Source organism: Pseudactinotalea suaedae, assembly GCF_009733815.1.
In the GTDB taxonomy this organism is placed as follows: domain Bacteria; phylum Actinomycetota; class Actinomycetes; order Actinomycetales; family Beutenbergiaceae; genus Pseudactinotalea; species Pseudactinotalea suaedae.
Genome location: NZ_WNXY01000013.1, coordinates 16,669 through 33,032, shown reverse-complemented (window position 1 = coordinate 33,032; position 16,364 = coordinate 16,669). Strand labels below are relative to the sequence as shown.

The 16,364-nt window shown below is 70.4% G+C and carries 18 protein-coding genes; 8 read left to right on the top strand and 10 right to left on the bottom strand.

Annotation, left to right across the window (positions count from 1 at the left end):
• Positions 1 to 17: 17 nt before the first annotated feature.
• The 4 genes from GPA04_RS19300 to GPA04_RS19285 all read right to left on the bottom strand — a co-directional run bounded on the left by GPA04_RS19300 (position 18) and on the right by GPA04_RS19285 (position 4,467).
• Entirely contained in the window at positions 18 to 893 is an 876-nt protein-coding gene (locus tag GPA04_RS19300; RefSeq protein ID WP_156225853.1) for a carbohydrate ABC transporter permease, read from the bottom strand.
• A gap of 58 nt (positions 894 to 951) precedes the next feature.
• The gene (locus GPA04_RS19295) at positions 952 to 1,914 is read right to left on the bottom strand and encodes a carbohydrate ABC transporter permease (RefSeq protein ID WP_156225852.1); all 963 of its coding nucleotides are present in this window, start codon (positions 1,912 to 1,914) and stop codon (positions 952 to 954) included.
• A 79-nt stretch (positions 1,915 to 1,993) separates the two neighbouring features.
• Positions 1,994 to 3,313 carry an ABC transporter substrate-binding protein gene (locus GPA04_RS19290; protein WP_156225851.1) on the bottom strand — a complete coding sequence of 440 codons (1,320 nt, stop codon included), beginning with the start codon at positions 3,311 to 3,313 and terminating at the stop codon, positions 1,994 to 1,996.
• A gap of 89 nt (positions 3,314 to 3,402) precedes the next feature.
• Complete coding sequence (locus tag GPA04_RS19285) at positions 3,403 to 4,467, bottom strand: LacI family DNA-binding transcriptional regulator (RefSeq protein WP_156225850.1); 1,065 nt, start codon at positions 4,465 to 4,467, stop codon at positions 3,403 to 3,405.
• A 262-nt stretch (positions 4,468 to 4,729) separates the two neighbouring features.
• On the opposite strand from GPA04_RS19285, the gene GPA04_RS19280 reads away from it, so the two are divergent.
• Positions 4,730 to 5,200: a nucleotidyltransferase domain-containing protein gene (locus GPA04_RS19280; RefSeq protein WP_156225849.1), complete on the top strand. Its 471-nt coding sequence runs from the start codon at positions 4,730 to 4,732 to the stop codon at positions 5,198 to 5,200.
• A 30-nt stretch (positions 5,201 to 5,230) separates the two neighbouring features.
• On the opposite strand, the gene GPA04_RS19275 is transcribed toward GPA04_RS19280, so the two are convergent.
• Positions 5,231 to 5,914, bottom strand: a complete 684-nt coding sequence (locus GPA04_RS19275; protein WP_156225848.1) for an endonuclease III domain-containing protein — start codon at positions 5,912 to 5,914, stop codon at positions 5,231 to 5,233.
• A 48-nt stretch (positions 5,915 to 5,962) separates the two neighbouring features.
• Between GPA04_RS19275 and GPA04_RS19270 the strand changes: the two genes are divergently transcribed.
• On the top strand, positions 5,963 to 6,742 hold the full coding sequence (locus GPA04_RS19270) for an SDR family NAD(P)-dependent oxidoreductase (RefSeq protein ID WP_162458669.1): 780 nt from the start codon (positions 5,963 to 5,965) through the stop codon (positions 6,740 to 6,742).
• Positions 6,743 to 6,766: 24 nt separating this feature from the next.
• Here the strand turns inward: GPA04_RS19270 and GPA04_RS19265 are convergent, their stop codons facing one another.
• The gene (locus GPA04_RS19265) at positions 6,767 to 7,483 is read right to left on the bottom strand and encodes an alpha/beta hydrolase (RefSeq protein ID WP_162458668.1); all 717 of its coding nucleotides are present in this window, start codon (positions 7,481 to 7,483) and stop codon (positions 6,767 to 6,769) included.
• A 263-nt stretch (positions 7,484 to 7,746) separates the two neighbouring features.
• Here GPA04_RS19265 and GPA04_RS19260 point away from each other — a divergent pair, with 263 nt between their 5' ends.
• A complete protein-coding gene (locus GPA04_RS19260; protein WP_156225845.1) occupies positions 7,747 to 8,895 on the top strand; it encodes an FUSC family protein in 1,149 nt (382 codons plus the stop codon).
• 46 nt (positions 8,896 to 8,941) lie between these two features.
• Positions 8,942 to 9,301, top strand: a complete 360-nt coding sequence (locus GPA04_RS19255; RefSeq protein ID WP_156225844.1) for a VOC family protein — start codon at positions 8,942 to 8,944, stop codon at positions 9,299 to 9,301.
• 8 nt (positions 9,302 to 9,309) lie between these two features.
• Here GPA04_RS19255 and GPA04_RS19250 read toward each other — a convergent pair whose 3' ends face one another.
• On the bottom strand, positions 9,310 to 9,663 hold the full coding sequence (locus GPA04_RS19250; protein ID WP_156225962.1) for a RidA family protein: 354 nt from the start codon (positions 9,661 to 9,663) through the stop codon (positions 9,310 to 9,312).
• Positions 9,664 to 9,808: 145 nt separating this feature from the next.
• Here GPA04_RS19250 and GPA04_RS19245 point away from each other — a divergent pair, with 145 nt between their 5' ends.
• Positions 9,809 to 10,780 carry a helix-turn-helix transcriptional regulator gene (locus GPA04_RS19245; protein ID WP_156225843.1) on the top strand — a complete coding sequence of 324 codons (972 nt, stop codon included), beginning with the start codon at positions 9,809 to 9,811 and terminating at the stop codon, positions 10,778 to 10,780.
• Between the two features lies 1 nt (position 10,781).
• Here GPA04_RS19245 and GPA04_RS19240 read toward each other — a convergent pair whose 3' ends face one another.
• On the bottom strand, positions 10,782 to 11,642 hold the full coding sequence (locus GPA04_RS19240; protein ID WP_156225842.1) for a class I SAM-dependent methyltransferase: 861 nt from the start codon (positions 11,640 to 11,642) through the stop codon (positions 10,782 to 10,784).
• On the bottom strand, positions 11,639 to 11,935 hold the full coding sequence (locus GPA04_RS19235; RefSeq protein WP_156225841.1) for a cupin domain-containing protein: 297 nt from the start codon (positions 11,933 to 11,935) through the stop codon (positions 11,639 to 11,641). Before GPA04_RS19235 ends, GPA04_RS19240 begins: the two co-directional genes overlap by 4 nt.
• A gap of 306 nt (positions 11,936 to 12,241) precedes the next feature.
• Between GPA04_RS19235 and GPA04_RS19230 the strand changes: the two genes are divergently transcribed.
• On the top strand, positions 12,242 to 12,868 hold the full coding sequence (locus GPA04_RS19230; RefSeq protein WP_156225840.1) for a hypothetical protein: 627 nt from the start codon (positions 12,242 to 12,244) through the stop codon (positions 12,866 to 12,868).
• A 304-nt stretch (positions 12,869 to 13,172) separates the two neighbouring features.
• Here the strand turns inward: GPA04_RS19230 and GPA04_RS19225 are convergent, their stop codons facing one another.
• Entirely contained in the window at positions 13,173 to 14,306 is a 1,134-nt protein-coding gene (locus tag GPA04_RS19225; RefSeq protein WP_241680940.1) for a XylR family transcriptional regulator, read from the bottom strand.
• Positions 14,307 to 14,431: 125 nt separating this feature from the next.
• Here GPA04_RS19225 and GPA04_RS19220 point away from each other — a divergent pair, with 125 nt between their 5' ends.
• A complete protein-coding gene (locus GPA04_RS19220) occupies positions 14,432 to 15,544 on the top strand; it encodes a Gfo/Idh/MocA family protein (protein ID WP_156225838.1) in 1,113 nt (370 codons plus the stop codon).
• Positions 15,541 to 16,362: a sugar phosphate isomerase/epimerase family protein gene (locus tag GPA04_RS19215; protein ID WP_162458667.1), complete on the top strand. Its 822-nt coding sequence runs from the start codon at positions 15,541 to 15,543 to the stop codon at positions 16,360 to 16,362. Before GPA04_RS19220 ends, GPA04_RS19215 begins: the two co-directional genes overlap by 4 nt.
• The last annotated feature ends 2 nt before the right edge of the window (positions 16,363 to 16,364 follow it).

Here is a 16,364-nt window from a genome sequence, read left to right as displayed (position 1 = left end):
GCGGAGGGATGCGGACGTTACTTCCCGGCGAGCGAGCCGCCGATGCCGCCGACGCTGAAGTACTTGTTCAGCACGCCGAACACGATGACCGGCGGCAGCATCATCACGACGGCGACCGCCATGACGAGTCCCCAGTTCGTGGAGTTCTGCTGGAAGAACGTCTGCACGCCGACGGGCAGCGTGTAGTTGTAGTCCGACCGCAGGAACACGGTGGCGATCAGGTAGTCGTTCCACGCCAGCAGGAACGCGAAGATCGCCGTGGACAGCACCCCCGGCAGCGAGTTGCGCAGCACGATCCGCACGAACCCGCCGAAGACGCTGACGCCGTCCATCCAGGCGGCTTCCTCCAGACTGATCGGGATCGAGTCGTAGTAGGCCGCCATCATCCAGATCGCCACCGACATGGTGGAGCCGACGTAGACGATGGTGACGCCGGTCAGGCTGTCCACGAGGTTGAGCCGGGCGAACAGGATGAACAGCGGGATCACGGCCGTGACGATCGGCAACGACTGGATGACGAACAGCAGCAGCGAGTAGCCACCCACGAGCTTGCTGCGGCCACGGGAGAGCACGTACCCGGCCGGCGCCGCCACGGCGACGGCGATCGCCACCGTGATCAGCGTGACCGTCATGCTGTTCTGGAGCCAGAGGAGCACGTTGGTGCCGGAGAACACGTTCGTGAAGTTCTCGAGCGTGAACGGAGCGGTGACCGTGCTGCCCAGCGCGGGCTGCGTGGACAGGTAGAGCACGGCGGCGATCGGCACGATCGTGATCGCGGTGACCACGAGCAGCACGGCGAACCGCCACCACCGGCCCTTCAGCTCCGCCTCGGTGGCGATCGGCCGACGCGACGTGGCACGCGGCGACGTGGCCGGCACCGTTGCGGCGCTCATGCGAGGTCCCCGCACGGCAGGGCCGCGGAGCGCGAGCGATCGGAACGCTGTGGGGTGATCACTCGATCTCCACCTTTCGTACGCGTCGGTACAGGACGACGGAGATCACCACGAGCACGATCGTCATGAGGAACGCGATGGCGACACCAGGTCCGGTCTCGAAGTCGAGGAACACGGTGCGGTAGGCCTGCACCACCAGGGTCTGGGTGGAGTCGACCGGTCCGCCGCCGGTCAGCAGGAACACGGTCGGGAAGTCGTTGACGCAGAAGATCGTCATCAGGATCCAGCTGATGTACGTCGACTTCGCCGTGAGCGGCAGGGTCATGGTGCGGAGCAGCTGGGCACCGCTGGCACCGTCGACCCGTGCCGCTTCGTAGACGTTGTTGTCGACCGAGGCCAGCGCCGCGCCCATCATCATCATCATGAAGGGGAAGCTGATCCAGACCTTGAAGACGCACACGGTGATCTGGGCCAGCAGCGGGTTCGCCAGGAACAGCACCCGGCCGAACCCGAGCGCCTCGGCCAGGATCGGCAGCGGGCTCTGCGGGGTGGCCACGAGCCAGTTCCACGAGGTGGCGGAGACCACCACGGGGACCACCCACGGGAGCAGCAGCAGCACCTTGAAGACGTTGCCCGCAGGGATCCGCCGGCGCAGCAGCAGGGCCAGCGACATCCCCATCGCCCAGCTGCCGAACACACCGACCAGCGTGAACACCAGCGTGAACCTCGCGGCCTGCCAGAACACCGGGTCGGACAGCACCGACTCGTAGTTGGCGAAGCCCACGAAGTCGCCGACCGAGATCAGGTCGCCGTCACGGATCGACTGCACACCGGCGTAGAGCACCGGGTAGGCGTTCAGCAGCAGCACCAGGATGATCGAGGGAAGCACCAGCGCGAGCATGGTGAGGGTGCGTGGGGTCAGGACGCGACGAGGACGTGCGTCCGGTGGTCGCCCGGTGCCGGCGACGCCGACCCCGTCGCGTGCGCGGCGCAGCGACCGCGTGAGAGAACTGGTTGACATGCCACTCCTTCGGGAACAGGTTCGACGGGTGCGAGCGTGCGCCGCGCCGGTGCGTGTGCCCCGGCGCGGCTCGGCTCGGTCAGCCCTCGAGGGCCTGCTGCAGGGTCGTCAACGCCTCTTCAGCCGTGGCTGCGCCGGACAGGACGGTCTGCGTGAAGGTGCTCATCGCAGGCGTGCCGTCCACGTCGGTGACCCCGAGGAACAGGGCGTCCGAACCGGGTGCGGCCCAGGTCTTCGAGATCGGCTGCCACTCCTCGATGATCTTCACCGCGTTCGGGTCGGCCTGGAACTCCGGCGTCTCGGCGATCGACTTCAGGGGCGGCAGCCCGATGCCGGTGCGCTCGGTCCAGAGCCGCGCCATGTTCTGGTAGTAGTACGTCAGGAACGCCTCGGAGCCCTCCTGGCTCGGGGTGTTCGTGTACATCATGATGTTGTTCGGGAAGTGCAGCGCACCCTGGTCGCCGTGCGGACCGGTGAGCGGGCTGTTGACCACGAGCTCGGCCGCCACGTCGCCGCCCACGTTCGAGGCGAGGCCCGCACCGTCCCAGCCCATGCCGAACCGGCGGTCTCCCCACTGGGTCTGCACGTTGTCGCTGGTGTAGGTGACCGACCCCGGGTCCACGTAGCCCTTGGCGACCATCTCCAGGACGAACTCCATGGCCTCGATGTTGCGGTCGGTCACGCAGTCCGGCTCGTGGTCGGCGTTGAACAGGCCGCCGCCGTTGTTGATCATGAAGCTCGTCATGATGTGGCTGCCGGTGAAGCTGCCGGAGCCGGCCCCGACGCCGAACGCGTAGACGTCGATCGCCTTGAGAGCCTCGGCCGCGGCCATGTAGCTCGGCCAGTCGGTGGGCGGCTCGACGCCGGCCTGCTCGAGGAGCGTGGTGTTGTACCACATCACCCGCATGTCGAGGTTGTAGGGGACAGCCGCGTAGCCGCCCTCGACCTTCATCGTGTCGATGAGGCCGGGCAGGAAGTCGTCGTAGAGTCCGTTCTCCTTCCAGCTCTCGAGGAGGTTGTCGGCGTAGGCGATCTTGCCCTGGGACTCGAAGAGGAAGGCCTGCGTGCCACCTCCGGAGCTGACGGCTGGGCCGGTGTTGGAGGCGACGGCGGAGGAGAACGTCTGGGTGAAGTTCGCCCACTGGATCTCCTGGTAGACGGCCGAGGGCAGGCCGTCGGCCGGCTCGTAGGCCTCGGTGATCTCCTTGTCGAGCGGGTTGAAGGCCGTGCCACCCCAGGGCATGTTCCAGAACTTCAGGGTGTCGGCGCCGCCACCACCGCCACCACCACCGGAGCCACCTCCGGAACAGGCAGCCAGGGCCGAGGCTGCGGCGACACCGCCGGCGGCGGTGAGGAATCCGCGGCGGGTCAGTGCCGCCGTCGAAGCACGCTGTGACATGTCGAGTCCTTTCCTACGGCGGCGTCTTCGCCGACCGCTGGTTCATCGTTGAACGTGGGACACCCTCCGGGGCGGAGGGTGGGTCGTGCCTAGCTGCGCTCCCCCTTCCTGATCCGGTCTGGCGCACCGATGCTCGACGGCACCGCGGTGCTCCCTCGAACCATCAGGCTGGTGGCGAGCTCCTCGCGCGGTGTGAGGCCGTCGCCGACAGAGGCGTCGTCCCCGCCGCGCACCCGCAGCAGCATCCGCAGCGCGGCCGCGCCCATCTCGACGACGGGCTGGCGGATGGTGGTCAGCTGCGGGGACGTCCAGCGCGCCTCGGGCGCGTCGTCGTAACCGATCACGGAGAGCGCGTCCGGCACCCGGATGCCCAGCCGGCGGGCGGCCTCCAGGGCGCCGAGGGCCATGTTGTCCGAGCACGCGAAGACGGCGGTCGGTCGGTCCGGACGGTCGAGCAGCTCGAGTGCCGCAGGAAGCGCTCCGGGGTAGGCCCAGTCCCCGTGCACCACGTCGGCCTCCCGCACCTGCAGCCCGTGCTCGCGCAGCACGGAGCTGAAGCCGTCCACGCGCGCCTGGCCGTAGAGGTGGTTGGGCGTGCCGACGATCAGGCCCAGGTGTCGGTGGCCGAGGTCGATCAGGTGCTGGGCGGCCGCGCGGCCGCCGGCCCAGTTGCTGGCGCCCACGCTCGGGATGCCCTGGGGCGGCTCGGACCGTGGGTCGAGGATGACGACGGGTATCCGTGCCACGTCGAGCGCCGCGTACTGCTCCGGGCTCGGCTCCACCAGGGCGATCACCGCGCCGCTGGAGCGGCGCGACACGAGACGAGCGCACCAGTCTCGCTCGGCGGCCGGCCGGGCCACGGTGACGACGACGTCGAGACCGACGAGGTTGGCGGCGAGCTCGACACCGGACAGTGCACGGTTCGCCCAGGTGCCCTCGACCCCGCTGATCACCAGATCCACGAGAGCGCTCTCATCGTCGACGTGCGCAGCTCCGTGCGCTCGCCTGCTGCGGTAGCCGGTCTCGGCGACGGCGGCGAGCACCCGGGCGCGGGTGGCGGCCGAGACGTCGGTACGGCCGTTGATGACCTTCGAGGCGGTCGGCACCGTCACGCCGGCGCGCTTGGCGACCTGAGCAAGAGTGACGGTGGACACGTTGCGGAGGCTAACAGTTGCGCAACCTCTTGCCTAGGTTCGTCACACAATCGTGAGAATTGGTCCGTTTGCCCGCGAGAGCGCGGCTGACGCCGTCGATGCGAATCGACGAAGTTGCGCAACTTCTGGGCGAGCACGACGCCGACGCGCCGGACAGGCGCGGCGCAGAGCTGCGGCCCAGCGGGTCCGACGCGCGTGCCCGCACCCACGTCACCCGTGGCCAACGCTGGTCAGAACACGCCATGGCCCAGACACTGCAGGGATGGACGACGATGCGGTGCTTGCCGTGCTCGACTCGCTAGCAGCTGCCGGGTGCCGGGCCTGGGTGGCGGGCGGCTGGGGCGTCGACGCCCTGATCGGCCGTCAGACCCGACGTCACCGCGACCTCGACCTGGCGATCGATGCACGCGCGGAGGACGCGGCGCTGCACGCGCTGGCTGAGCACGGCTACGCGGTCGAGACCGATTGGCGCCCGGTGCGCGTCGAGCTGGCCGCGCCCGGTGACCGCTGGGTCGACCTCCACCCGGTGCTGCTCGACGATTACGGGAACGGGACCCAGCAGGATCTCGACGGTGGCGTCTTCGTCTATCCGGCCGACTGCTTCGTCACCGGCACGATCGGGGGGCGGACAGTCAGCTGCCTGTCGGTCGAGCAGCAGCTGATCTTCCACAGCGGCTACCAGCCCCGCGACGTCGACCTCGCCGACATCGCGCTGCTGCGTGCTCTGGCGTGAGGCGTCGACCGCCGCTGCGCCCGTGCGTGCTCAGGCCGGCGGCAGCACCGGCTTCTTGGGCTTGGCGCGCGCCTTGATCTCGGCGTCCTGCTGTGCCTTCGTGGCGGCGAACGAGCAGATGGGGCAGGTGGCGAAGACGTGCCGCTGCGCGGGGCAGTACTCGCGACCGAAGTAGATGATCTGGAGGTGACGGCGGTTCCAGGTCTCGATCGGGAAGGCCTTCTTGAGGTCCGCCTCGACCTTCTCCACCGTGGTGGCGCGGGACAGCCCCCACCGGCGGGCGAGCCGGAAGATGTGGGTGTCCACCGGGAAGGCCGGTACGTCGAAGGCCTGCGCCATCACCACGCTCGCGGTCTTGTGACCGACACCCGCCAGCCCCTCCAGGAAGGCCCAGTCGGGGCGCAGCTCACCACCGGCCTCCACGATCTGGCCGGCGGCGGTCCAGACGTTCTTCGCCTTCGTGGGGGCCAGCCCCACCTCGCGGATCAGCTGCAGGATCCGCTCCGGCCCGAGCGCGTACATGTCCGCCGGGGTGGCCGCCTCCGCGAACAGTGCGGGCGTGATCTCGTTGACCTTCTTGTCCGTGGTCTGCGCCGACAGCGCCACCGCGACCAGCAACGTGTACGGGTTCACATGATCCAGGGGGATCGGAGGCTCCGGGTACAGGCCCTCGAGAACCTCGCCGATACGTTCAACCTTCTCCGCGCGTCGCACGGCGACACGTTATCTGCCCGCGCCGACACCCCGGGCAGACTGAGCCCCATGACGTCCTCCGCCAGCCTGACCGGTCGTGTCGCCCTCGTCACCGGAGCCAGCCGCGGCATTGGCGCCGCGATCGCACGCGCGCTCGATGCCGCCGGGGCGCGCGTGCTGCTCGCCGCCCGGGACGCCGAGATGCTGGCCTCCGTCGCTGCCGAGCTCAGCCACGACCCGGCGACCCTTCCGGTCGATCTCGCCGAGGCCGGCGCGGCCTCCGATCTTGCTCGGCGCGCTCTGGAAGCCAGCGGCGGCCGGCTCGACGTCCTCGTCAACAACGCCGCCTACGCGCGACGTGTCACGCTCGCCGACACCGACGCCGACCTCATCGACCAGGTGCTCGCCGTCGACGTCCGCGCACCGCTGCTGCTCGTGCGCGGCGTCGAGGAGGCGCTGGCCGCCTCCGGGCACGGGAGCGTCGTCAACATCACCTCGGTGTCAGGGCTCGTCGGCACTCCCCGCCGTGCGATCTACGGTGCGAGCAAGGCGGCCCTCGACTCGATCACCCGCAGCCTGGCGCTCGACCTCGGCCCCCGCGGGATCCGCGTCAACGCGGTCGCCCCGGGCGTCGTCGACACCGACCTGTGGGCCAAGAACAAGCTCGTTCCCGAAGCGGTGAGGTCGACGACGGCGATCACGCCCCTGCGCCGCTGGGCGCAGCCCCCCGACGTCGCCGACGTCGTCGCCTGGCTCGCCGGCGACGCCTCCCGCTTCGTCACGGCCGAGACGATCGCCGCCGACGGCGGCATGACCCGCACCACCGACCTCTACGGCGGCGACGTCTAGCAGCGTTCGCCGCTCACGACCTGATCAGGACCTGCCCGCCAGCTCGGCCACGAGCTGGGCCAGGCGGGCCTGGCCGGCCTCCGTGCCCAGGTACTCGCAGTGCTGGTGACCGTCGAGCACCACGGTCCGGACGCCGTCGTCGGCCCCGTACGTACGAAGGGTGGCGAGCATCAGGTCGGTCTGCTCGCGCCGGCCGGGGATGTCGTCGCCGGCGAGGAGCACCAGCGTCGGCGCAGCCGCGGTGCCGGGGCCGATGTGGAACAGCGGCGCGGCCTCGTCCACCACCACGCGCCGGGTGTCCAGGCCTCGCTCCCGCAGGACGTTCAGGTGCGTGGTCGGCTGGCCGGCGTCGAAGACCCAGCCGACGACGGCGTCGCTCGCGATCCCCTGTGCGCTCAGCCAGCGCGGGTCGAACCTCAGCATCATGGCGAGGTAGGCGCCCGCGGAGCTGCCGCCCACGAGGATCGGACGGCCTGGAAAGTGCTCGAGCACCCACGCGACGCACAGCGCGGCGTCCTCGACGAACTCCGGGTAACGAGCGCCGGGGTAGAGCCGATAGTTCGCCGAGATCACGCCCACGCCCGCGCCGACCAGGTGCTCGAACAGGCCCGGGTTGTCGCCGCGCTCGCCGATCTCCAGACCCCCGCCGTGGAAGTAGACCAGCACAGCGGCGTCCGGGCTCTCCGGGAGGTGGACGTCCGCGCGGTGCTCGGGCAGCGGGCCGTAGTCGATCGTGCGCACCAGCCCATCCTGCCCTGACCCGGCCGCTGGACGGTGGGAGACTCCAGCGACTCCGTAGACCCGCACCGGGCGCCGAGTGCGGCAGTCGGCGGCGACTGCGGCAGGTGCACCTGCCGCACTCGGTAGAAGCTGCCGCACTCGGCGGGTGGGTGGGAGCCCGGGCGGGTGGGAGCCGGGCGGGCGGGGGAGCCGGGCGGCGGCGCGGAAGCGGGATCCCCCGCGGCGGCCGGCGGGCAGCTGCGCGCGGGGTGCAGGATGGGCCCATGCGGGAGCCGGCACCCCCACCGTTCTCTGTCAGAGCGCTCGCGCTGCGGGCCTTCGACCTGAGCGAGCGAACGGCGCGCGCGGGCGGCCGTTCGGCGGTGGAGCGGTTGGATCGCTGGCGGCGGCGGGCCTTCCTCATCGGGCAGTGCGCGGTCACGGCGGGGGCGGCCTGGTGGGTGGCGCACTCGCTCGTGGGCCACCCGGCGCCGTTCTTCGCGGCGGTCGCGGCGATCATCACGTTGGGTCTGTCCTACGGTCAGCGGCTCAGTCGCGCCGTGCAGATCGCGATCGGCGTCTCGGTCGGGGTGCTCGTGGGCGAGGTTTTCCTGCACTTCTTCGGTACCGGCGTGTGGCAGGTGGTCGTGGTCTGCGCGGTCGCGATGTCGGTCGCGACGTTGCTCGGCGCCGGCAGCCTGCTGGTCACGCAGGCGGCAGTGCAGGCCGTCATCGTCACCGCGCTGCCGATGACCGCCGCGACCTCCCCGTTCGGCCGCTGGGTCGACGCCCTGATCGGGTGCACGGTCGCGCTCCTGGTCGCCACGGTGGCGCCCGGCTCCCCGGTGCGCCAACCACTGATCCTCGCGGCGAGCGCACTGAAGGAAGCAGCGGGGACGCTGCGCGCGGCGGCCCGCGCGCTGCGCGACCACGACCCCGAGGCCGCCGACGCAGTGCTCGACCGCGCCCGGGCGAGCGAGGCAAGCCTGCGCGAGCTCGACGACGCCGCCGCGGAAGGGATCGCCGTCGTGCGGGCCTCGCCGTTTCGCCGACGGCAGCGCGCGCAGGTCCAGGCCTACGCCGACCTCGCCGAACCGCTCGACCGCATGGTCCGCAACCTCCGCGTGCTCGCCCGCCGGACCGCCACCGTGACCTGGCGGGGCAACGAGGTCCCCGCCGGCTACCTCGCGCTCATGGACGACGTCGCCGAGGTCATCGAGCTCATGGCCGGCGAGATGTTCGCCGGGCGACTCCCGACGGCGGCACGCCCCCGTCTCGAGAAGCTCGGCCTCTCGAGCTCTCACCTGGGAATGGCGTCATCGCTCTCCGCCGTCGTCATCCTCGCGCAGCAGCGCTCGATGATCGCCGACCTCCTGCGGCTGATCGGTGTCGACCCCGCCACCGCCCGCTCCGCGATCCCTGACATCGCCTGAGCTCCCGGAAGCCGATCGTCCGCACCGCGTCCTAACCTCCTGCGTCATGGAGATCACCAGCATGGTTCCGGTCCTCGATGCCGCCAACATCGACGAGGTCAGCACGTTCTGGGCAGGTCTGCTCGGCGGCAGGGTTAAGTCGAGCGACGACTGGCACACGGTCCTCGTCGACGACGAGCCCCGCCTCGACGTCCAGCTCGCGCCCGATCACGTCCGGCCCGAGTGGCCCGGTGGCCAGCCCCAGCAGATCCACCTCGACATCTCGGTCGCCGACATCGAGGCCGCGCACGCGCACGCGGTCGGGCTGGGCGCGGTCCCGCTGACCGAGCCCGACCGGACCGCCGCCTCGGGCTTCCAGGTGTACGCCGACCCCGCCGGTCACCCGTTCTGCCTCTGCTGGGGCTGACCGGGCCGCTACCCGACGGCGATCCCCTCGAGCTCGACCATCAGGCTGGAGATCGCCAGCCGGGTGACACCGAGCATCGTGGTGGTCGGCGCGACAGCGGCTGCCTGCAGCCGCGAGGCGAGCACGCCGTAGTGCGGGAGCAGGGCGTCGACGTCCGTCGTGCAGACGTTCAGCCTGACGAGGTGGGCCAGCGACATCCCGGCGTCGGCGAGCACCGCCTCCACGTTGTCGAGGCTGAGCGCGAGCTGGGCCGCCATGTCGCCATCGTGCTGGGGCGCGCCGTGAGCGTCCCTCGCGGTCTGGCCCGAGATGAACAGCGTGCGCGTCTGCCCGCTGACCACTTCGCCCTGGTTGAACCCCATCTCCAGCGACCACGTCACCGGGTTCACTGCCGTTCGAGCTGTCGCCACCTGATCCTCCTGCTCCTGAGGCGGGAATCTCCCGCGTCTCACGAGGCTCGCAACCAATCACGACATCCTGTGTCATGTATCGGCGTAGGTTTCTGGCATGCGTGCCGACCGTCTGGTCTCGCTGGTGCTGCTGCTGCGCCAGCGAGGTCGCCTGTCTGCCGCTGAGCTGGCCCGCGAGCTCGAGGTCTCGACCCGCACCGTGCTGCGGGACATCGAGGCGCTGTCCTCCGCGGGCGTGCCCGTCTACGCCGAGCGAGGCCGCCACGGTGGCTTCGCGCTGCTGCCCGGATTCCGCACCGAGCTCACCGGCCTCAATCACGACGAGGCGGTGGCGCTGCTCACCGCCGGGTCGACGCGAGGTGACCAGATCGGTCTCGGCTCGGCACTCGCCTCGGCGATCCGCAAGGTGGTGGATGCGCTGCCCGCCGACCATCGCACGGCCGCGAGCGAGGCGTCCCGACGCATCCTGGTGGACCCCGCGGCCGATCTGCTCTCCCGGCGTCAGAGCACGGAGGAGGTCCCGTCGGCCGTGATGGCACAGGTGCGTCGCGCCGTCCTGGCCGGGCATCGACTACGGATCCGTTACGCCGCCGTCGGTCGCGATCCCGCGTGGCGCACGGTGGACCCGATCGGCCTGGTCACCGTCCGGGAGAAGGGCTACCTGCTCGCCACGCTCGACGGTGCGGACCGCACCTACCGACTGTCCCGGATCGCGGCTGCTGAGGAGCTCCACGAAGCGGCGCAGCGACCCGAGCGCGTGGATCTCGACGAGCTCTGGCAGCGACGCAGCGAGCGCTTCCGAGCCGGCGGAGACCAGCTCACGGTCAGGCTCCGGCTGGAGCCCGGCCGCCGGGACGAGCTGGCGGAGACCGCCCTCGCCGTCCACAGCGAGGAAGCCGGCGCCGACGGCTGGCTGCGCATGGAGGCGACCTTCCAGGATCTTCGCCACGCCGTCTGGGCGCTGTGGCAGCTCGGCACCGACGCCGAGGCGCTCTCTCCGCCGCCGTTGCGCACCGCGCTGCACGAGCGGGCCGTCACGCTGGCCGCCGGTTACGCACGCCCCTGCTGAGTCAGGCAGGCTTGCGCGCCACCACGGTGAAGGTCGCCGGGGACCGGTCGCGCTCACCCTCCGGCCACGCCCAGTCCCCATCTCCGACCTCGACCATCCGCGAGCTGAACTTCCACGGCAACCGCCAGTCCTCGTCGAGCCGGAGCAGCGCCAGACCCGCCCCGATCAGCGCGTTGACGACCTCGGAGAGGGGGTGAGGCCACTCGTAGGTGCGCGTCGCCGTCAGCTTCTCGTCACCGGCGTAGGTGTACTCGCCCTCCCACTGCTGCGCCAGCCCGTTCGCGAAGTACCGGTCCCGCTGCACCAGCTCGTTCGCGTCGGGGTCGATCGTCAGCATCACCGGGTGCGTGTCGCGGATGTAGAACGTGCCGCCCGGCCGCAGCAGTCCCGCGATCTGCGCCGCCCAGCGGTCGAGGTCCTCCAACCAGCAGATCGTGCCGATGCTGGTGTAGACGAGGTCGAACTCGCCCTCGACGGCGTCCCTCGCCTCGAGCACGTCCGTCTCGACCCAGGTCGCTTTCACGCCGAGCTCATCGGCGAGCTGCTCCGCGCTCGCCAGCGCGGCGGGCGAGAAGTCGACCCCGGTCACGCGCGCACCTGCGCGCGCGAGCGAGACCGTGTCGGTCCCGATGTGGCACTGGAGGTGACACACCTCCAGGCCCGAGACCCCGCCGTCGGGCAGGAACGCGGCGAGCGCAGCGAGATCGGTCCGCACCACCGAGCTCAGGTAGCCGGGGTCCTCGCGGAACCGGTCGAGCGCGTAGCCACGCTCGTGGATGGGGACGCGCTCCTCCCAGTTCACGAGATTGGTCTGCCGGCCTGACTCCCAGCTGATCGGGACGTCGGCGCCGTCCGCCGTCACGCCAACCACTCCGTGACGAACCGCTCGTTCGCGTGGATGTGGACCGCCCGGTAGGTCTCGGGCCCGACCACCCGGAAGGCGTGCGGCACGTCGGGCGGCGCCACCAGGATGTCCCCGGCCGCGCCGTCACGCTCCTCGTCCCCGAGCGTGAACCTCGCGCGCCCACCCAGGATCACGAACGTCTCGGCGTACGGGTGCGTGTGCAGCCGTGGACCCGCACCTTCCACGTCGATCGACACCCGCAAGATCGAGACGGGTGAGCCGATCGTCCATCCTTCGACGTCCTCACTCATGCGTCCATCTTGCGACGTGGCGCACGAGATTTTCTCCAGGAGCCACCGGGAAGGAATATCCCGGGTGCGGTGCGCCTTGTACCGAACGTGCCGGCCCGGTGCATGTCCCCCGGGCTTCACCCTCAGCCGCCGCGAGCGGCCACGCGCCGAGAGGCGACTGCTGGGCCGGTACGCATGACGGCGGCCCTCCCCTCGCGGGACGGGCCGCCGTGGTGCGTCAGGACGTAGTGCGCGACCTCCTGATCGCCCCTCTTCCGCTCGCCCGCCGCCGGTGCTCTACTGGGCCATCCGAGCGCGGGAGGCAGCATGAGCGGTGGTCGGTTCAACGCTCCGCCCGGCTGGCCGGCTGCGCCGCCCGACTGGCGCCCTGCCGAGGGTTGGCAGGCACCTCCGGAGTGGCCGCCGGCTCCCCCGGGCTGGCAGTTCTGGATCCCCGAGCCCGAGCCCGCCGCCGCAGCCGCTCCCGAGCGCCGCCGCTCCCGGTACCGAACACGTTGGCTGTACCTGTACCGCGCAGCGATCGCCTGCTACCTGGTGTTCCTCGCGCTCGCCCTGACGGGCGAGGGGGTCACGCCCTCGAACGTCGCCGGGCTCGTGCTCGGACTCGTGTCCGCGGCAGGCGGGCTGACGATGGCGGAGGTGCTGCACCGCCGCGGGTGCGACGACGTGACCTTCGACAGCGCCACGCAGGGCCTGCGGGTCGTCGCGGTGGCGTGGGCGGCCCTGGTGATCATCATGATCGTGACCGTGATGATCGGGACCGGTCTCGGCACGCGCACCAGCGCCGGCGCCGGCGCAAACGGGCTCGTGGAAGGACTCTTCGACTCCGCTGCGGGCACGCTCTTCGGACTGGCGGCGCTGCTCCTGGTCGCCGGCGACGGGTACACGAAGTTCCGGCAGGCGCTCCTCGAGCTCCGCTCCGGGACCTCCTAGATCGTCGACGACCACCCCGGCTGCGCACCCGTCCACGCCGAGCGCGGACGGCACGGCAACGTCACGCTGCTGGGTGGCGCTGGGAATAACGCGACGCCTGGTCTCCTTGTACCGAACGTGCCGGCCCGGTGCATGTCCCCCGGGCTTCACCCTCAGCCGCCGCGAGCGGCCACGCGCCGAGAGGCGACTGCTGGGCCGGTACGCACGACGGCGGCCCTCCCCTCGCGGGACGGGCCGCCGTGGTGCGTCACGGTGTGTGATCACCCATCCGCGTCCTGACGGGTTGCGAGCCCTTGGACTGCGGTCATCCGCGCCCCGGCACGACGGTGCCCCGGACGTCCCGGCGATACTGCCCCGGGGACTTTCCCGTCGCACGTTTGAACGCGACGCTCATGTACTCGCTGTGCTTGAAGTCCAGCCGCTCAGCCAGCTGCGGCAGCGTCAGATCGGTCGTGGACAACAGGTCCGCCACGCGCTCCATCCGGACCCGCGTGATCTCCGCGTGCACGGTACGGCCCAAGACCCGGACGAACCTGAGGTCGAGCGCCCGGCGAGAGGAGCCCACATGCCGCAGCACCTCGGAGACCGCGACCTCGCCATGGGCTCGATCACGCACGAAACGCAGCGCAGCCGCCACCTGTGGATCGTCCACCGCCAGGATCTCCGACGAGTGTCTGGCCACGACACGCACCGGCGGGATGAGGCGGAGGCCCGGCTCGAGATGCTCACCAGCCAACATCCTGTCGAGCATCTCGGCCGCGAGATACCCCGTTCGCGTGGTGTCCGGCTCGATGCTCGACAGCGGCGGCGATGTCAGCGTCCCGATCAGCTCGTCGTTGTCCACCCCGAGGACCGCCACAGCGTCAGGAACGGGGATGCCGGCGATCGTGCAGGCTTCGAGGATCTCCTGCCCGGCGATGTCGTAGCAGGCCAACACGCCGACCGGCTTCGGCAACGCCTCCAGCCACCGCGCCAGCCGATGTCGGTCCCGTGACCGCATCCCCGAGCGTTGTATCGCGAAGACCTGGGGTTGCCCGCCCCGCCGGGTGACGTGATGCACGAAGCGCTCGCCCCGCGTACGCGACCACTCGAACCGCTCATCACCGCAGAAGGCGAACTGCCGCAGACCCCGGTCGGCGAAGTGCTCCACGGCGACACGCGCGATCGCGTCGTCATCGGTCTCGGCGCCCGGCAGCTCAGGCACCAGTCGCGCCGCCGACAGGTCGACGGTGGGCAGGCCGAGCCGACGCACGAGCGCCGCGGTCTCCGACGTCTCCACCCGCGCGATCAGCCCATGCCCCTGCCACCCGTCCAACCAGGAGAAGTCGGTCTCGTGGCGACTGTGCTCGGCGAGGTAGAGGGCCCAGCCAGGGTGCGCACGCACGTACGCCCGTATTCCGCCCAACAAGCCTCGGGCGTAAGCGTTCGACGTCTCCACCAGCAACGCGACGTGCCGCGTCGGCCGGGTCGTCGTCATGCCAATAACCTTATGACTCCTGCTGGATTACGCATGGTGACTCCGCTCTCGTCTTCCTAGATTCGTTGGCGACGAGGAGGTCATCGATGACACAGAAGGTCCGGGTAGGGATCGTCGGACTCGGCTTCGGCGCCGAGTTCATTCCCATCTATCAGGCGCACCCTGACGCCGAGATGTTGGCGGTCTGCCAGAGGACGCCGGCAGCGCTGGCGGAGACAGCCGACCAGTTCGGGGTCCCGCGGCGCTACACCGACATGGCAGACATGCTTCGCGATCCTGACATCGACGCCGTGCACATCAACACGCCGATCCCGGACCATGCGGCTCAATCGATCGCCGCGCTGGAGGCGGGCAAGCACGTGGCCTGCACCGTGCCGATGGCGACCACGCTCCAGGAGATCCAGGCGGTCGTCGATGCCGCCAAGGCATCCGGGCGGAACTACATGATGATGGAGACCGTCGTCTACTCGCGCGAGTTCCTCCACGTGCGCTCACTCGTCGAAGACGGAACGATCGGTCGGATCCAGTTCCTCCGAGGAGCGCACCACCAGGAGATGGCCGGCTGGCCGGGGTACTGGGAGGGCCTGCCGCCGATGCACTATGCCACCCACGCCGTCAGCCCGGTGCTCTCGCTGGCAGGTGCGCTCGCCGACAGCGTCGTCTGCATCGGCTCGGGCCGGATCTCCGACGAGCTGACGGCACGGTACGGCTCGCCCTTCGCCGTCGAGACCGCACTGATCAGCACCCGCGACGGCGTCGTCGGTGCCGAGGTCGCGCGGTCGCTCTTCGAGACCGCGCGCGAGTATGTCGAGAGCTTCACCGTCTTCGGCGAGCACGCCACCTTCGAGTGGGAGCAGACGCACGGCGCCGGACACATCCTTCACGTCGGCGAGAAGCCCGAGAAGCTGGAGGTCCGTGACTTCGCTCACCTGCTCCCCGCCGAGATCGCGCCGTTCACCACACATGGGGTCTACGGCGACGACAACGAGCACCTGTCCTTCGTGCAGGGTGCCGGTCATGGCGGATCGCACCCCCACCTCGCCCACGAGTTCATCCGGAGCATCGTCGAGGAGCGCCCCGCAGCGATCGACGCCGAGACCGCCGCCAACTGGACCGCGGTGGGCATCTGTGCGCACGAGTCGGCGATGGCCGGCGGCGACCGGGTGCGCATCCCCGACTTCGCGAGGGCAGTCCTGTGAGCGCCGGCGCACGCCTGTCGGTCGCCACCATCTGCTTCGACGGGTTCGGCGACGAGGACTTCGTTCCGACATTCGAGCTCGCGCCGCAGCTCGGAGTCGCGGACCTGGAGATCAATGCGTGGTACGGGCGGAACCTCACCCCATCAGGCCTCGACGGTCTCGCCGGGCGCTGCCGTCACGCCGGCCTACGGCCGGCCACCTTGCAGGTGTCACCGTTCGCCCCTGGTCCCGACGCCGCAGACCTCACCCGTGAGGTGAGCCGCTGGCTCTGGCTGGTGGAGGCGGCACACCGCCTGGACGTCGGCGTCATCAAGGCCACGGGGTCGGCGCGCGACACACGAGGAGGACTGTCCTCACTCGTCGACCTGCTTCGCACGATCGCACCTGTCGCCGAGCAGCACGGTCTCACCCTGGTCCTCGAGAACCACGTGGGAAACGTCATCGAGCACCCGGACGACTACCGCGAGATCTTCGCAGCCGTTCCCTCGAGTGCCCTCAAGGTCTGTCTCGACACCGGTCACTTCGTCGCCTCCGGTCACGACCCAGCGACCGTCGCCGCCGAGCTCGGCGAGCGCGTGACACACATCGACCTCAAGGACTGCGCCGGTCCTGGCCCTGGCCAGTTCGTCCGGTTCGGCGAGGGCGTCGTCGACTTCGACGCCGTCCTCGCCCAGGCGATCACACCCGGATGGTCGGGATTCGTCGTCGTCGAGCTTCCCCTCGTCGACAGGGCGACCGTGATCGCTGACCTCCAGGCGGGAGTCCAGATCGCGTCCCGCCACCTCCCACCGCACAACAACCCGCAACCCGTCACGTAAGG

Excerpts from the sequence above, each read along its gene's own strand:
- GPA04_RS19300 (WP_156225853.1), bottom strand. The coding sequence starts at position 893 with ATGAGCGCCGCAACGGTGCCGGCCACGTCGCCGCGTGCCACGTCGCGT.
- GPA04_RS19295 (WP_156225852.1), bottom strand. The coding sequence starts at position 1,914 with ATGTCAACCAGTTCTCTCACGCGGTCGCTGCGCCGCGCACGCGACGGG.
- GPA04_RS19290 (WP_156225851.1), bottom strand. The coding sequence starts at position 3,313 with ATGTCACAGCGTGCTTCGACGGCGGCACTGACCCGCCGCGGATTCCTC.
- GPA04_RS19280 (WP_156225849.1), top strand. The coding sequence starts at position 4,730 with ATGGACGACGATGCGGTGCTTGCCGTGCTCGACTCGCTAGCAGCTGCC.
- GPA04_RS19270 (WP_162458669.1), top strand. The coding sequence starts at position 5,963 with ATGACGTCCTCCGCCAGCCTGACCGGTCGTGTCGCCCTCGTCACCGGA.
- GPA04_RS19260 (WP_156225845.1), top strand. The coding sequence starts at position 7,747 with ATGCGGGAGCCGGCACCCCCACCGTTCTCTGTCAGAGCGCTCGCGCTG.
- GPA04_RS19255 (WP_156225844.1), top strand. The coding sequence starts at position 8,942 with ATGGAGATCACCAGCATGGTTCCGGTCCTCGATGCCGCCAACATCGAC.
- GPA04_RS19250 (WP_156225962.1), bottom strand. The coding sequence starts at position 9,663 with ATGGGGTTCAACCAGGGCGAAGTGGTCAGCGGGCAGACGCGCACGCTG.
- GPA04_RS19245 (WP_156225843.1), top strand. The coding sequence starts at position 9,809 with ATGCGTGCCGACCGTCTGGTCTCGCTGGTGCTGCTGCTGCGCCAGCGA.
- GPA04_RS19235 (WP_156225841.1), bottom strand. The coding sequence starts at position 11,935 with ATGAGTGAGGACGTCGAAGGATGGACGATCGGCTCACCCGTCTCGATC.
- GPA04_RS19230 (WP_156225840.1), top strand. The coding sequence starts at position 12,242 with ATGAGCGGTGGTCGGTTCAACGCTCCGCCCGGCTGGCCGGCTGCGCCG.
- GPA04_RS19220 (WP_156225838.1), top strand. The coding sequence starts at position 14,432 with ATGACACAGAAGGTCCGGGTAGGGATCGTCGGACTCGGCTTCGGCGCC.